This window comes from Klebsiella sp. C239 (genome assembly GCF_048822715.1).
Classification (GTDB): Bacteria; Pseudomonadota; Gammaproteobacteria; order Enterobacterales; family Enterobacteriaceae; genus Klebsiella; species Klebsiella quasipneumoniae.
This window is the reverse complement of sequence record NZ_JBMEZK010000005.1, coordinates 180456-195911: the sequence shown is the minus strand read 5'-3', so window position 1 is coordinate 195911 and position 15456 is coordinate 180456. Positions and strand designations below refer to the sequence as shown.

12 protein-coding genes are annotated in these 15456 nt (G+C 57.1%); 6 read left to right on the top strand and 6 right to left on the bottom strand.

The features are described from left to right. Position 1: 1 nt before the first annotated feature. On the top strand, positions 2-1282 hold the full coding sequence (locus tag ACOI6Z_RS15370; protein ID WP_065812127.1) for an NAD(P)/FAD-dependent oxidoreductase: 1281 nt from the start codon (positions 2-4) through the stop codon (positions 1280-1282). Here the strand turns inward: ACOI6Z_RS15370 and ACOI6Z_RS15365 are convergent. Then, positions 1279-2241, bottom strand: coding sequence for a LysR substrate-binding domain-containing protein (locus ACOI6Z_RS15365; protein WP_074423593.1), 963 nt, complete (start codon positions 2239-2241; stop codon positions 1279-1281). The genes ACOI6Z_RS15370 and ACOI6Z_RS15365 overlap by 4 nt on opposite strands. Positions 2242-2323: 82 nt before the next feature. Here ACOI6Z_RS15365 and ACOI6Z_RS15360 point away from each other — a divergent pair, with 82 nt between their 5' ends. Next, positions 2324-3457 (top strand): tartrate dehydrogenase, encoded by a 1134-nt coding sequence (locus ACOI6Z_RS15360; protein ID WP_044521999.1) that lies wholly within the window; start codon positions 2324-2326, stop codon positions 3455-3457. 21 nt (positions 3458-3478) lie between these two features. Here ACOI6Z_RS15360 and ACOI6Z_RS15355 read toward each other — a convergent pair whose 3' ends face one another. From ACOI6Z_RS15355 to ptsP, 5 genes are all read right to left on the bottom strand, one after another. Then, on the bottom strand, positions 3479-4306 hold the full coding sequence (locus ACOI6Z_RS15355; RefSeq protein ID WP_023289082.1) for an IclR family transcriptional regulator: 828 nt from the start codon (positions 4304-4306) through the stop codon (positions 3479-3481). Continuing rightward, positions 4293-5156 (bottom strand): IclR family transcriptional regulator, encoded by an 864-nt coding sequence (locus ACOI6Z_RS15350; RefSeq protein ID WP_124070407.1) that lies wholly within the window; start codon positions 5154-5156, stop codon positions 4293-4295. Before ACOI6Z_RS15350 ends, ACOI6Z_RS15355 begins: the two co-directional genes overlap by 14 nt. Before the next feature lie 24 nt (positions 5157-5180). Continuing rightward, on the bottom strand, positions 5181-5936 hold the full coding sequence (locus tag ACOI6Z_RS15345; RefSeq protein WP_023289080.1) for an SDR family NAD(P)-dependent oxidoreductase: 756 nt from the start codon (positions 5934-5936) through the stop codon (positions 5181-5183). A gap of 85 nt (positions 5937-6021) precedes the next feature. Next, complete coding sequence (locus tag ACOI6Z_RS15340) at positions 6022-7758, bottom strand: FAD-dependent oxidoreductase (RefSeq protein WP_101995798.1); 1737 nt, start codon at positions 7756-7758, stop codon at positions 6022-6024. A 275-nt stretch (positions 7759-8033) separates the two neighbouring features. Continuing rightward, on the bottom strand, positions 8034-10535 hold the full coding sequence (gene ptsP, locus ACOI6Z_RS15335; protein WP_065812130.1) for a phosphoenolpyruvate--protein phosphotransferase: 2502 nt from the start codon (positions 10533-10535) through the stop codon (positions 8034-8036). Positions 10536-10844: 309 nt separating this feature from the next. Here ptsP and ACOI6Z_RS15330 point away from each other — a divergent pair, with 309 nt between their 5' ends. The 4 genes from ACOI6Z_RS15330 to ACOI6Z_RS15315 are packed head-to-tail and all read left to right on the top strand — an operon-like array spanning position 10845 to position 15451. Then, positions 10845-11921, top strand: a complete 1077-nt coding sequence (locus tag ACOI6Z_RS15330) for a PTS fructose transporter subunit EIIC (protein WP_065812131.1) — start codon at positions 10845-10847, stop codon at positions 11919-11921. Positions 11922-11941: 20 nt separating this feature from the next. Further along, positions 11942-12262, top strand: a complete 321-nt coding sequence (locus tag ACOI6Z_RS15325; RefSeq protein WP_065812132.1) for a PTS fructose-like transporter subunit IIB — start codon at positions 11942-11944, stop codon at positions 12260-12262. 50 nt (positions 12263-12312) lie between these two features. Further along, on the top strand, positions 12313-14610 hold the full coding sequence (locus ACOI6Z_RS15320) for a formate C-acetyltransferase (RefSeq protein WP_065812133.1): 2298 nt from the start codon (positions 12313-12315) through the stop codon (positions 14608-14610). Beyond that, positions 14576-15451, top strand: coding sequence for a [formate-C-acetyltransferase]-activating enzyme (locus ACOI6Z_RS15315; RefSeq protein ID WP_032455296.1), 876 nt, complete (start codon positions 14576-14578; stop codon positions 15449-15451). The genes ACOI6Z_RS15320 and ACOI6Z_RS15315 overlap by 35 nt, the downstream gene beginning before the upstream one ends. The last annotated feature ends 5 nt before the right edge of the window (positions 15452-15456 follow it).

Here is a 15456-nt window from a genome sequence, read left to right as displayed (position 1 = left end):
CATGACCGAACATACCACCAGCTATTACGCCGCCAGCGCCAACAAATATGAACCCTTTCCGACGCTGGACGAATCGATAAGCTGCGACGTCTGCGTCGTCGGCGGCGGCTACACCGGCCTCTCATCTGCCCTGCATCTTGCCGAAATGGGCTACGACGTGGTGGTGCTGGAAGGGGCGCGCATCGGCTTCGGCGCCAGCGGCCGCAACGGCGGTCAGCTGGTTAACTCCTACAGCCGCGATATCGACGTGATTGAAAAAAACTACGGCCCGGATGCGGCGAAAATGCTCGGCAGCATGATGTTCGAAGGCGGCGATATTATCCGCGAACGCATCCAGCGCTATCAGATCCAGTGCGATTACCGACCGGGCGGCCTGTTCGTGGCGATGAACCATAAACAGCTGGAGACGCTGGAAGAACAGAAAGCCAACTGGGAGCGCTACGGCAACACGCAGCTGGAGCTGCTGGACAGAGAGGCGATTCGTCGCGAAGTGGACAGCGACCGCTACGTCGGCGCCCTGCTCGACCACAGCGGCGGCCATATTCACCCGCTCAACCTCGCCATCGGCGAAGCGGACGCTATTCGCCTGAACGGCGGCCGGGTGTATGAGCAGTCGCCGGTCACCCGCATCCAGCACACCAGCCCGGCAGTGGTCAGCACCGCCCGCGGCCAGGTCGCTGCCCGCTATGTGATCGTCGCCGGCAACGCCTATCTCGGTGACAAACTGGAGCCGGAGCTGGCGAAGCGCAGCATGCCGTGCGGCACCCAGGTGGTCACCACCGCGCCGCTGTCGGAGGAGGTCGCCCGCTCGCTGATCCCGAAAAACTACTGTGTGGAAGACTGTAACTACCTGCTGGACTACTACCGTCTGACCGGCGATAACCGCCTGCTGTACGGCGGCGGCGTGGTCTACGGCGCCCGCGACCCGGACGATGTGGAGCGGCTGATTATGCCAAAGCTGCTGAAAACCTTCCCACAGCTGCAGGGGGTGAAGATTGACTACCGCTGGACGGGCAACTTCCTGCTGACCTTGTCGCGGATGCCGCAGTTTGGTCGCCTGGATAGCAACATCTACTACATGCAGGGCTACAGCGGGCATGGGGTCACCTGTACCCACCTCGCCGGACGATTGATTTCGGAACTGCTGCGCGGCGATGCCGAGCGTTTCGACGCCTTTGCCAAACTGCCGCACTACCCGTTCCCGGGCGGCCGCAGCCTGCGTATCCCCTTTACCGCGATGGGCGCCGCCTACTACAGCCTGCGCGACCGCCTTGGGGTTTAATCGTCTTTGCCGACGGCCCTGGCCGTCGGCTCATGCTGCGGATAGTGTTGCTGGAAATAGTGGCGCAGAAACTCCACGGTGGTGCGAATTTTAGCCGACGTCGCCAGGCGGGAGACGTAAACCGCCCAGACGTTGGCCGGTTGCCAGTAGTCCGGCAGCACCTGCACCAGATGCCCGCTGGCGATATTCTCCCTGACGTCCCACCACGAACGGAGCGCAATCCCCTGCCCGTCCAGACACCACTGATGAACAATTTCGCCATGGTTGGACGACAGCGGCCCGGTCACTTTGATGGCGTGCTGGCCCTCTTTGCTATGCAGCTGCCAGACGCCGAACGGATGATCCCGCTCTTTAATCACCAGGCACGGCAGAGCCGCCAGATCGCTCAGCTGTTTCGGCGGCGCATGGCGGGCGAGGAACTGCGGCGACGCGCAGAGTACGCGGTGATTGCGCGCCAGCTGGCGGGCAATCAGATTCGGCGCGATATCGTCGCCGAGGCGAATATCGAGATCCACCCCTTCATTGACTAAATCCACCAGTCGGTCCTGAACATCAAAACGCAGCTCCAGCTGCGGGTACTGAAGCGCCAGCGCCGACAGCGCGGGGGCCACCACCCGGCGACCAAAGCCGAAGCTGCTGATAATCCGCAGCGTTCCCTGCGGCACCTGACGCACGTCGGAGAGCTCGTCCATCATCTCATCGACATCCTGCAGAATGCGCTGCGCCCACTCGTAGATCCGCTCTCCCTCTTCGGTAATGGTGACCCGGCGGGTGGTCCGGTGCAGCAACATCACATTCAGGGTTTGCTCCAGCAGCGCAACCCGCTTGCTGACAAAAGCCGGCGATACGCCCAGCTCCTCAGCGGCGGCGGCAAACCCGGCCCGGCGGGCGACCAGCATAAAGACGCGTAAATCATTCAGCAGCGGCAGATTATTCATGATCTGTGTTTTATGTTTCACCAGTTAGCGTGATTAATTATGAATCAGTCAATTATAGGATAAGCAGGTGGTCAAACATCATCGCTAAAAAGTGAGAACCGGAATGAAAAAAACCTGTCGTATTGCCGCCATCCCGGGTGACGGAATTGGCAAAGAAGTTCTGCCTGAAGGGATCCGCGTACTGAAAGCCGCCGCGCAGCGGTGGGATCTGGCGCTGAGCTTCGAGCAGATGGAGTGGGCAAGCTGCGAATATTATGCTCATCACGGTAAGATGATGCCGGACGACTGGCGCGAGCAGTTACAGGGGTTCGACGCCATCTACTTTGGCGCCGTCGGCTGGCCGGATACCGTCCCGGATCATATCTCGCTGTGGGGGTCGCTGCTGAAGTTCCGCCGCGAGTTCGATCAGTACGTCAACCTGCGCCCGGTGCGCCTGTTCCCCGGCGTCCCCTGCCCGCTGGCGGGGAAAAAGGCTGGCGATATCGATTTCTACGTGGTGCGCGAGAACACCGAAGGCGAATATTCCGCTCTGGGCGGGCGCGCCAATGAAGGCACCGAGCATGAAGTGGTGATTCAGGAGTCGATCTTTACCCGCCGGGGCGTTGACCGTATCCTGCGCTACGCCTTCGAGCTGGCGCAAAGCCGCCCGCGCAAAACGCTGACCTCGGCGACGAAATCCAACGGGCTGGCCATCAGCATGCCCTACTGGGATGAGCGGGTGGAGGAGATGGCCAAAAACTATCCCGAGATCCGCTGGGACAAGCAGCATATCGATATTCTCTGCGCCCGCTTCGTGCTGCAGCCGGAGCGGTTTGACGTGGTCGTCGGCTCCAATCTGTTCGGTGATATTCTCTCCGATCTCGGCCCGGCCTGCACCGGTACCATTGGTATTGCGCCATCGGCCAATCTCAACCCGGAGCGCACCTTCCCGTCGCTGTTCGAGCCGGTCCACGGTTCAGCGCCGGATATCTACGGTAAAAATATCGCCAATCCGATCGCCACCATATGGGCCGGGGCGATGATGCTTGATTTTCTCGGGAACGGCGATGCGCGCTATCACGCTGCGCACAACGGCATCCTGGCGGCAATTGAGCAGACGATCGCCAGTGGGCCGAAGACGCCGGATATGCAGGGCTCTGCCTCCACCCAACAGGTAGGAGACGCGGTTTGCCTGGCTGTGCTGAGTGAAGTCGTTCCAATGACGGCCAGGAAAACCAGCTCGAGTAGCGACCATTGATGCGAGGCACACTAGAGATACTCAACGCGTTGAGGTAACCGCTAAATCACCAGTGGGATAATCAATCCGTAGCCCCAGCGCTGCCGACAGGCAGTATGCATGATGGCGCAACACTTGTTGGGCTGCACCGCCGGGGCTCACATCAATGACCCCACTCTCATCAAACAAGGTCAACGCGTAAGCTATTGAACCACTGAGATCAAAAACCGGCGCGCTCACGGAACTCAATCCTGGCGCAGGAACATTTTGCTTGAAGTCGCACCCGGCCTGACGAACAGCCTCTAACTTCGCAAAGAATGCCGCCATAGCCGTTTTCGGCGCCGCACGGTGCTCACGTCGCCAATACTCCGCCTCCCATGCCTCGCGAACGATCTCCTCTGGCATCCAGGCGGAAAATACCTGACCAATGGAGGTCTGCTCCAGCGACATCACCGACCCGATTCGAATTTCCGGATATACGCTATAACGACTCTCTTCAACGCGCACGACCGTTGGTCCCATGTTCCCCCAAACGCTCAGGGCAGCACTATGTCCGCATTCCAGGTTTAAGATCTTCAACGTATGTTCAGCGGTATCGTAAGGACGGTGTAAATGCAGAGCCAGCATTCCTAACTGCTGTGACAGTTCTCCGGGTAGATAAAGCCCTCGTGCATCATCCTTTGTCACCAGTCCACTACGTACCAGGCTTATAAGATACGGGAAAGCCCGTGCCGGACTCATACCGACAGCCTGGGCAATCTTTTTTAGCGGCACACCACCCTGTTGGCCTGTGAGGAACTCTAACATCAAGGCGGCAGTTTCAACCGACTGCACTCCACGCGAGTTCTTATCATTATCAACGTGATTCATAAGCGATCTCATTGCATGAAAGGGAGGCGGCGAGCGCTTGAAGAGCATTGCTCACCATCGTTAAGCGCTCACCTATCAAATCATGAGCGGCCGCAAACGCGCTGATCGTCAGGGTAAGCGAGTTGTCAGCCGCAAACACCGGGACAGCAAGGCTGGTAATTGATGCCAACGGATAAGACTGTGCAATCGATATTTTGTCTCTCCTGATGGCGGCCAATTGTTGCTGAAAAGCCGGGGAGAGATAATCATCCAGCTTATCGCGCGTAAACATCTGCTGGTTAATTACCTCGGTACACTGTTCGCGATCGTGATAAGCGGCGAAAAGTTTTCCTGTCGCTGTCTGGGTCAGAGAAAGTACGCTTCCCAGGCGAAAACCAATATTCATCACTGCACCATGCTCACGATAGTCAATGACCAGCGGGCCAAAACGTCCCCACACAGAAAGAAACATATTGACGTTTAAACGCTGTCCCAACGCTGCAATATGAGCAATAGCCTCTTCCACTACCGACTGGCTATGTAGGGCTGCGACGCCTAAACGGAGGGCTAGTGCCCCTGGTTCAAATTTCTGACTTTGTGGGTCACGCTTAAGCAGACCCACGCGCGTCATGCTTACCAGATAGTTATGAATTTGCGCAGAAGTTGTCCCTGCCCGCTCAGCTATTTCGCTGAGCGTTAAGGGACGGGAATGGTCCACCAGTACTCGTAAAATTTGCCCGGCGATTTCCACGCTCTGGATCCCACGCGATTCTGATTTCATAGCACTTACCGCTGCTGTCAGGTTGTTATGAAGCGGTACTTTATCTTGGGCATCAGGTGCTAACAATATGTTTTGGGATGCTTCACTCACCAGCCTCAACGCAACGGTAATCCATCAGCTCACCAGATATCCTCCGTCTACAGGCAATATCACACCGGTCACATAGCTGGCAGCAGACGAAGCGAGAAAAGTCGCAGGGCCAATAAGTTCATCAGGTTGCGCGGCACGCTTCATCGGCACGTGCTGCAAAAAACGCTGCATAACCTCTTCATTATCCCTTGTACTTGCCGACATTTCTGTCGCGATCATTCCCGGAGCAATGGCGTTTACACGTATATTATCCGTCGCCAGTTCCGCAGCAAGCGTCCGGGTTAACTGCGCCAGCGCGCCTTTAGAGATGGCATAGGTGGGTGAGGTTGGTGCGGCGACAAAGGACTGGATAGAAGCAATATTAATAATATTTCCACGCCGTCTTTTTAAGGCAGGTAAAAATGCACGGGTCATATTAAAAGGACCATGAACATTCACGGCGAGCGTGACGGCAAAGGCCTCGTAAACAGATGCCGATGCAAAGGGGATCCGCTTCAACAGTCCTGCATTATTGATTAATACATCGATATCCCCTACCTCCTCAGCAAGCTGCAGACATCCTTCGATCTGGCTAACGTCAAGCCGGTACGCACTGGCTAATCGCCCTTCTGCTCTAAACGTATCTGCTAAACGCTGCACGCCTTTGTCATCGACATCGACCAATATGACTTCTGCCCCGGCATCCGACATCCCGCGCGCTAAGGCGGCGCCATTACCTTTTGCCGCCCCGGTGATGAGTATTTTCTTACCGCTTAAATCAAATAATGGTGCAATTTGCATAATCGTGTTCTTCAACAAGAGTAATAACCCATCCTTCCGGATGCGTGAAAGAGCGCATCCGGAGGCAAGAAAAATAGCTAAAGCATCAGGATGCTTTTTTTATCGTCTCGGAGACTGAAGGGGTGCTGCAGTGAGCCAAATACTGACCCACGGCATATCCGAAAGTTAATGCCGGTCCCAGGGTAATACCTGCCCCCGGGTAATTACCGCCCATGATGCTAGTGGCATCGTTACCAATGGCGAACAGGCCGCGGATGGGCTTCTTCTGCTGATCCAGAACACGGTTATCCGCATCAACCGGGATACCGTTGTAGGTCCCGATATCACCAGGTAAAACCTTCACCGCATAAAAAGGCCCGCGCTCAATGGTATTGATGCAAGGATTAGGATTATGCAAAGCATCGCCCTGATAACGGTTATAGGCTTTTGAACCTTTACCAAAGATCGGATCCTGACCGTAGGCGGCATAACGGTTATATTCCTCCACCGTCGCCTTAAACTGTGCCACCTCAATGCCCGCTTTTTCCGCCAATGCTTCCAGCGTGCGCCCTTCAAGGAGATAGCCGGAGGTCAAATGGCGTTTCAACGGTAGCGGAAATGGCGCGACACATCCCAGCCCGTAGCGTCTGAGAGTTCGGCGATCGCAAACTAACCAGGCACAAACTTCACTTTTAGCATCCCTAACGTTGATCATTGCCTGCACGAAATCATGATAGGAGTTGGCTTCGTTAGTGAAACGGCGTCCCTGACGAGTCACCGCGATAACGCCTGGCTTTGCCCGATCAATAAAGTGTGGCATCACTCCCTGACCGCCGTCCGGTCGTCGGGTTAACGATATCGGTGCCCATGCGGCGGCGTTTGGCAAATGGCTATCGACTCTCCCACCGATATTTTCAAACATATTCAGGCTGTCGCCGGTATTGGTTTCGGCTGTCGGGCTCCAGTGTTCCTTCCCGGTTGGCGTATGGGGATAGTGTTCGCTTCGTCTCTTAATATCATGAGAAAAACCGCCGGCGGCCAGCACCACACCGCGCGATGCGTAGACCGTATATAACGATCCTTCTTTTTCTACCTTTGCGCCAATGACCGCCCCCTCTTTAAGGATCAACTCCCTGACGGGTGAATTCAGCCAGAGCGGCACATTCTTATCAAAGACCGATTTAGCTAATCTGCCCATCAGAGCATTACCGTTGGTTAAGGTCATGCCTCGTCCACAGGTCAACGTTTGCCAAAAATGTTTAGTTAAACGCTTCGTGGCGTAGATGGCGGACTCCAGCGAACGCGTCGCTTTCATAAAGTGGCGAATATCGTTGCCCGACCCAATCATCATGCCAAACACTGTCAATTCAGGTAGCGGAGGTTCCAATTGGGCCAAATGTTTCCCCAACTGACGAGCATCGAACGGCTTCGCCACCATGGAGCGTCCTCCCTGCGCTGCCCCGGGAGCTTCAGCATGGTAATCAGGGAAAGTGAGAGGCATTTCAAATTTGACTGCGGTATCCTGGCTAAAGAAGGCGGCGGCTTGCGGGCCATGACGCAAGAATGCATCCACTCGTTCTTCGTTATAGCTGGCTCCCCCTTCATTCTTTAAGTAACGCTTCACCGACTCAATTGAATCAAGATGGCCCCAGGCTTTAGCCTGATCGCTGCCCGGGATCCATACCCACCCACCAGATCGGGCAGCAGTGCCACCGAAACGCGCTGCTTTTTCCACAATCAGTACATTCAGCCCCTGATGTGCCGCACTTACTGCCGCTGACATACCTGCCGCACCGCTACCGACCACCAGTACGTCGCAGTGAAACTCTTGCTCTTTAGTCATCGAATCCCCCTTTGTTTCTCGCCCACCCCGGACGGTCAATATGGATTTTCTTCGCAGGCAAACTAACGCTGAATTACATAATGATCAAACAATTTGTTATTGTGTAATTATAAATTTGCGATCGATGTTACAAAAATGTATAAAAAAACCACACCTTTCGGTGTGGTCTGAGGTAAGTGAGAGAGGAGTGACGGGGAATGAAATCACAGCAAAATTCATTGCAAATAAAATGGGCAGTGCAAAAAAAACGATAAAAAACCCTAAAGTTCAGTAGTTTAAATCTCAAGCTCACGCTGGAGCAACGTTGCGATAGCCTCGCTGCTCTCTGCGGATACCAGCGCCTGGCGGAACTCGGCGTGCATAATGCGCCGCGCCAGGCGCGAGAAGATGCGCATATGCTGGTCGCCCGCCGAATGCTTGTTTAGCGTCAGCATAATCACAAACTGCGCTTCTTCATCACCCCACTTCACCGGCTGCGCCAGGCGGGCGACGCTAATGGTCGACTGCTCAATATGCTCGGATTTACTATGCGGAATGGCAAAACTGAAGCCCAGCCCGGTGGAGAACACCGCCTCGCGGGCCCAGAGATCGGCCTCCAGCTTGCGTGGATAGCGGCAGCGCCCGGCCAGCAGCAGGTTATCCGTCATCCCCTTCAGCACCTCCTCCTTGCTGCGCCAGTCACTGTTGAGGGTGATGCACTGGCGGCTAATCAACGGCACATCCTGCTGGCGCATGCGGAACTGGGCCAACAGATGCTCCACTTCCAGCGAGGTACGGCACTGCATCGCCTGATTCAGCAGCTGACGGCAGGCGCGGCTGTCCAGCTGCGCCAGACGCGCTTTGGTCGCCGGGATCGTCGGCGCGCTCATGCTCAGTTCATCCAGCCCGAGGCCGACCAGCAGCGGCAGCACCGAACCTTTGGCCCCCAGCTCGCCGCACAGGCCGATCCATTTCCCCTGCCGGTGCGCCGCCTGCACGGCATAGTCCAGCGCACGCAGGAAGGCCGGGTTGAGACTGTTGTAATGGCGCGTCACTTTCGCATTATCGCGATCGACCGCCAGCAGATACTGCGTTAAGTCATTGCTGCCGATGCTAAAGAAGTCCACCTCTTCGCAGCACTGATCGATGATGAACATCACCGACGGCACCTCCAGCATGATGCCCAGCGGGATTTTTTCATCAAACGGGATCTGTTCGACGCGCAGCGACTGTTTGGCCTCCGCCAACCGCTCTTTCACCCACAGGATCTCTTCCATTGAGGAAATCATCGGGATCATGATCTTCAGCGAGCCGTGCGCCGAAGCGCGTAGAATCGCCCGCAGCTGAGTATGAAACAGCGCCTGGTACTCTTCATAGATGCGCACCGCGCGGTAGCCGAGGAAAGGGTTATTTTCCGCCGGAATATTGAGGTAGGCCACCGGCTTATCACCGCCGATATCCATAGTCCGCACGATAATGCTGCGCCCGGCGGCAGGCTCCAGCGCCTGGCAGAAAATGTTGTAGAGTTCGTCTTCCGATGGCGCGCCGGGCCGGTCCATATAGAGCATCTCCGTGCGGAACAGGCCAACCGACTGCGCGCCGTTGTTGAAGGCCGCCACCGCCTCTACCGAATGGGCGATGTTCGCCGCGATCTCGACGCGGATACCGTCTTCCGTCTGCCCCGCCTTATCCAGCCATACCTGCTGCTGTTGCTGGATCTGCGCCTGAACCCACGACTCCTGCTGATAGTAGCGCGCCACCGCCGGACTCAGGTCGACCACCAGCAGCCCCGCGTTGCCGTCGATCTGCACCTGGGTATCCTCCCACGGCAACAGTGCGTCGAGGTCAACCCCCACCAGGGTCGGGATATTGAATGAGCGGGCGAGGATCACGGTGTGCGACGTAGTGCCGCCGCTGCGCAGCAGCAGCCCTTTGAGATGCGTTTTATCCAGTTCGAGGAACTGGCTGGGGGTGAGTTCGTCGGCAAGGCAAATGGCGGCTTCCCGCAGTTGACCCGGCGCCGGGAAACGGGCTTCGCCGTAGATATGCTGCAACAGCTGGAAGCAGACATCGCGCACATCCAGCACCCGCTCCTGCAGATAGCTGCTGCCGGAATCGCGGAACTGGGCGCAGAAGTGGTCGCTGGTGGCGACGATCGCCTGGGCGCAGCTGAGACCGGTGAGGATCCCGCCGAGCAGATGCTGGCGCAGCGAGGCATCCGTCGCCAGCGAACGGTGAGCTTCCAGTATCGCGCTGGCGGTGCCGTCATTGTCCAGCAGCCGCAGTTCGATATCTTTCACCAGCAGGCGCAGGCCGTTATCCAGTGCCGCCTGCTCCTGTTCAGGACTGCTGGCGACGGGCAGTGCGCCAAGCTCGTGCAAATCGCGGGATTTTAGATGGATGAGTCTGCCCCCCGCGCTGCCGGCGCAGACCGGACTGGCATGGAACAGCGTCGGGTTCAGGCGTGAGAGTGACTCCGGCACCGGCTGGACGTCCAGCGCTTGTGCCGTAGGCAGCGGCGCGTCGCAGTGAGGAAATTCATCACGCAGAAAGGCCGTTAACGCGGCGTAAGCCCCGGCTTCATCTTCGCCGCTGATAAGCAACTGGCAGGTGTCGCCCTTCAGGGTGTTCGTGCCGATGACCGCCAACGCGCTTTTGGCATTACCACCGGTATCGCAGCGCAGGTTCCGCCACTCAATTGCCGATGAAAAACGGTTACACAGCGTTTCGACCAGACTGGCCGGACGCGCATGCACGCCGTTGGGCAAATCACATGTAAATTCAATGACCAGAGCCATCGCCTTCCTCCTGAGTAATCCATTAATTCCCCAAAAGGTAATGAAAGATGGTCAAGTGGACTAGGTGACAAAACTGGCAATTACTGGACTATTGTACACACGATACTTTTTTATGCCCGCCATCACAATTCCACCCTTTTAGCGCTCACTCCTCCTGTCATCACTAAGATTTGAGGTGGATCGCAATTCTTTTCTAACCTTACAAATATCCAGTAAATGCACTTTTTCTCTACTGTTTTATGCGGCGCCCTTTTTCTAATGTTGAGCCATCAATACTGTCACGGGCCCTACAGCGCTCAGGAGCAAGCAATGAACGAACTGGTGCAAATACTAAAAAATACTCGCCAGCATCTGATGACCGGCGTGTCACATATGATCCCCTTCGTGGTCTCCGGCGGGATCCTGCTGGCGGTGTCCGTCATGTTGTATGGCAAAGGTGCGGTTCCGGATGCCGCCACCGATCCCAACCTGAAGAAACTGTTTGATATTGGCGTCGCCGGCCTGACGCTGATGGTCCCTTTTCTCGCCGCCTACATTGGCTACTCCATCGCTGACCGCGCCGCGCTGGCCCCCTGCGCCATCGGCGCCTGGGTAGGTAACAGCTTCGGCGCCGGCTTCTTTGGCGCGCTGATCGCTGGGATGATCGGCGGTCTGGTGGTCTATTACCTGAAAAAAATACCGGTCCACAAGGTGCTGCGCTCGGTGATGCCGATTTTCATTATTCCCATCATCGGCACCTTTATTACTGCCGGGATCATGATGTGGGGGCTCGGCGAACCGGTAGGCGCGCTCACGGCAAACCTGACCAACTGGCTGCAGGGCATGCGCGAAGGCAGCATCGTGGTGCTGGCCATCATTATGGGCCTGATGCTGGCGTTTGATATGGGCGGCCCGGTGAACAAAGTGGCCTACGCCTTCATGCTGATCTGCGTTTCACAGGGGGTCTACAGCGTAGTGGCTATCGCCGCCGTCGGCATCGCCGTACCGCCGCTGGGGATGGGACTGGCGACGCTGATCGGCCGCAAATATTTCACCGCCGAAGAGAGGGAAACCGGCAAAGCGGCGCTGGTGATGGGCTGCGTCGGGGTCACCGAAGGGGCGATTCCCTTTGCCGCTGCCGACCCGCTGCGCGTTATTCCGGCCAATATGATTGGCGCGGCCAGCGGCTGCGTCACCGCGGCGCTGTTGGGCGCCCAGTGTTACGCCGGCTGGGGCGGGCTCATCGTGCTGCCGGTGGTCCAGGGCAAACTCGGCTTTATCGCCGCGCTGCTGGTCGGCGCCTGCGTCAGCGCCGCCTGCGTCATTGTGCTGAAAGCGCTGGCTAAAAAGAAATTGTCTGACGCCAAAGCCGACGACGAATTAGACCTTGATTTTGAAATTAACTAACAGACTGGAAGGAACAGATTATGACCCACATTATCGCTGTCACCGCCTGCCCGTCGGGTGTGGCTCACACCTATATGGCCGCCGAATCGTTAGAAAGCGCCGCCAAAGCCAAAGGCTGGCAGGTCAAAATTGAAACCCAGGGCTCTATCGGCATTGAAAACGAGCTGACCGCGGAAGAGATCGCCGCCGCCGATATGGTCATTCTGACCAAAGATATCGGTATCAAATTCGAAGAGCGTTTTGCCGGGAAAACTATCGTACGCGTCAATATCAGCGATGCGGTCAAACGCGCCGACGCGATCATGAACAAGATAGACAGCCACCTTTCCCAACGAGCCTGAAGCCTTAAAAGGGGCGCCCGCGCGCCCTTCGCCACAACATGGAGTTTGTCATGACGAATCGTACTCAACGCCTGAAAGCCAGCCTGTTCGCCCAACCGCGCGAAATATCACTTGAACGCGCCCTGCTCTATACCGCCAGCCATCGGCAAACGGAGGGCGAGCCGGTGATTATTCGCCGGGCGAAGGCCACCGCCTGGATCCTCGATAAGGTAGACATTTCGATTCGTGATGATGAACTGATTGCCGGCAACCGTACCATCAAACCGCGGGCCGGCATTATGTCGCCGGAGATGGATCCCTACTGGCTGCTTAACGAGCTCGACACCTTCCCGACCCGACCGCAGGACCGCTTCGCGATAAGCGAAGAAGATAAGCGCGTCTATCGGGAAACGCTGTTCCCCTACTGGGAAAAGCGCTCAATGAAAGATTTCATCAACGGCCAGATGACCGACGAGGTCAAAGCCGCCGTCAGCACCCAAATATTCAGCGTGAACCAGACCGATAAAGGCCAGGGCCATATCATTATCGACTATCCGCACCTGTTGAATAATGGCCTGGACGCGCTGGTTGCGGAGATGCAATCACACTGTGCCCGGCAGCCTGATAACCCTTTTTATCAGGCGGTATTGATCCTGCTGGAGGCCTCTCAGCGCCATATTCTGCGCTACGCCGCGCTGGCCGAGGAGATGGCTGGACACTGTCAGGATCCGCAGCGTCAGCGGGAGCTGTTAACCATCGCCGCGATTTCGCGCCACAATGCGCAGCACCGGCCAACGGACTTCCCCCAGGCCTGCCAGCTGTTCTGGTATATGAACATCATTCTGCAGTACGAATCCAATGCCAGCTCCATTTCGCTCGGCCGTTTTGACCAGTACATGCTGCCGTTTTATCAGGCGTCGCTGAATCAAGGACAGGATCCGGCGTCGCTCAAGGAGCTGCTGGAGTCGCTTTGGGTAAAATGCAACGACATCGTCCTGCTGCGCTCCTCCAGTAGCGCACGCTATTTCGCCGGTTTTCCCACCGGGTATACCGCCCTGCTCGGTGGGCTAACGGAAACCGGGCGCAGCGCGGTCAACGTGCTGTCATTTTTATGCCTCGATGCCTATCAAAACGTGCAATTGCCGCAGCCGAATCTTGGCGTGCGGGTGAACGAGCTGATTGACCGCCCGTTCCTGCGTAAAACCGCCGAAACCATCCGCCTGGGCACCGGCATTCCACAGATTTTCAACGACGAGGTGGTGATCCCCGCCTTCCTCAATCGCGGCGTGTCGCTGGAAGACGCCCGCGACTACGCGGTGGTCGGCTGCGTCGAGTTGTCGATCCCCGGCCGCACCTACGGCCTGCATGATATCGCCATGTTCAACCTGCTGAAGGTCATGGAACTTGTTCTGCAGGAAAATGAAGGACAACCGGAGGTCAGCTGGGAAGGGCTTATCCGCCAGATGCGCGACAAAATTCGCTATTACATCAAGCTGATGGTCGAGGGCAGCAATATCTGCGATATCGGCCATCGCGACTGGGCGCCAGTGCCTCTCCTCTCCTCGTTCATTAAAGATTGCGTGCAGCACGGTAAAGACATCACCGCCGGCGGAGCGCGCTATAACTTCTCCGGCGTCCAGGGCATCGGGATCGCCAACCTGAGCGATTCGCTTTATGCCCTGAAGGGGATGGTCTTTGACCAGCAGCGCCTTAGCTTTGACCAACTGATGGCGGTACTGAAAGCCAACTTCCAGACGCCAGAGGGAGAGAAAATCCGCGCCCGGTTGATCAACCGTTTTGAAAAATACGGCAACGATATCGACGACGTCGATAATATCAGCGCCGATCTGCTGCGCTTTTACTGCAAAGAGGTGGAACAATATCTGAATCCGCGCGGCGGGCGTTTTACGCCCGGCTCCTATACCGTCTCGGCGCACGTGCCGCTGGGCTCGGTGGTGGGGGCTACCCCGGACGGGCGGCTGGCTGGCGAACAGTTAGCGGACGGCGGCCTGTCGCCAATGGTCGGCCAGGATGCCCAGGGGCCGACGGCGGTGCTGAAATCAGTCAGCAAGCTGGATAACTATCTGCTGTCGAACGGTACGCTGCTCAACGTTAAATTTACCCCGGCGACGCTGGCCGGCGACGGCGGGCTAAACAAGCTGGCAGACTTTTTACAGGCTTTCTGCAAGCTCAAGCTGCAGCATATTCAGTTTAACGTGGTCAATGCCGACACTCTGCGTGAAGCGCAGCAACGGCCGCAGGACTTTGCCGGCCTGGTGGTGCGCGTCGCGGGCTACAGCGCCTTCTTTGTTGAGCTGTCGAAGGAGATTCAGGATGACATTATCCGCCGCACCGCGCATCAGCTGTGAGGTGATGGAGACGCGCGCCGACCGGGCGCGCATTTTTAATCTGCAGCGCTACTCCCTCAACGATGGCCAGGGGATCCGCACGGTGGTCTTTTTCAAAGGCTGCCCCCACACCTGCCCGTGGTGCGCCAATCCGGAGTCAATTTCACCCAGGATCCAGACCCTGCGCCGGCAGAGTAAATGCCTGGGTTGCGCCCGCTGCCAGCAGGATGTCGCCGAGTGTCCCTCCGGGGCATGGGAGCAGATCGGTCGCGACATGACGCTGGATAACCTCCTTCAGGAGGTGCTGAAGGATGAAGTCTTCTTCCGCGCCTCCGGCGGCGGTGTCACCCTCTCCGGCGGTGAAGTGCTCATGCAGGCCGAATTTGCCGCCCGCTTTCTCCAGCGCCTGCGCCAGTGGGGGATCCGCACCGCCATCGAAACCGCTGGCGACGGGCCCTTCAACCGTTTTTTACCGGTGGCTGAAGCCTGCGACGAGGTGTTATTTGATTTTAAAATCATGGAACCTGAGCGGGCATTGTCGCTACTGCGAATCAATCAGCCGCGGGTACTGGATAATTTTCGCCAGCTGGCGGCTAGAGAGATCAACCTCATCCCACGCGTGCCGCTGATCCCGGGCTATACCATGAGCGTCGATAATTTTCGCCAGATTCTGAACTTTCTCGCACCTTTTAATCTTACAGAATTGCACCTGCTGCCATTTCATCAATACGGCGAGCCCAAATACCGTCTGCTGGGCAAACCCTGGGCGCTGGCCAGGGTGAAAGCGCCTGACGAAGCGGACATTCAACCTTATCGGGTAATGGCCGAAGCGGCCGGATTCCACGTCACTATCGGCGGTTAACGCCA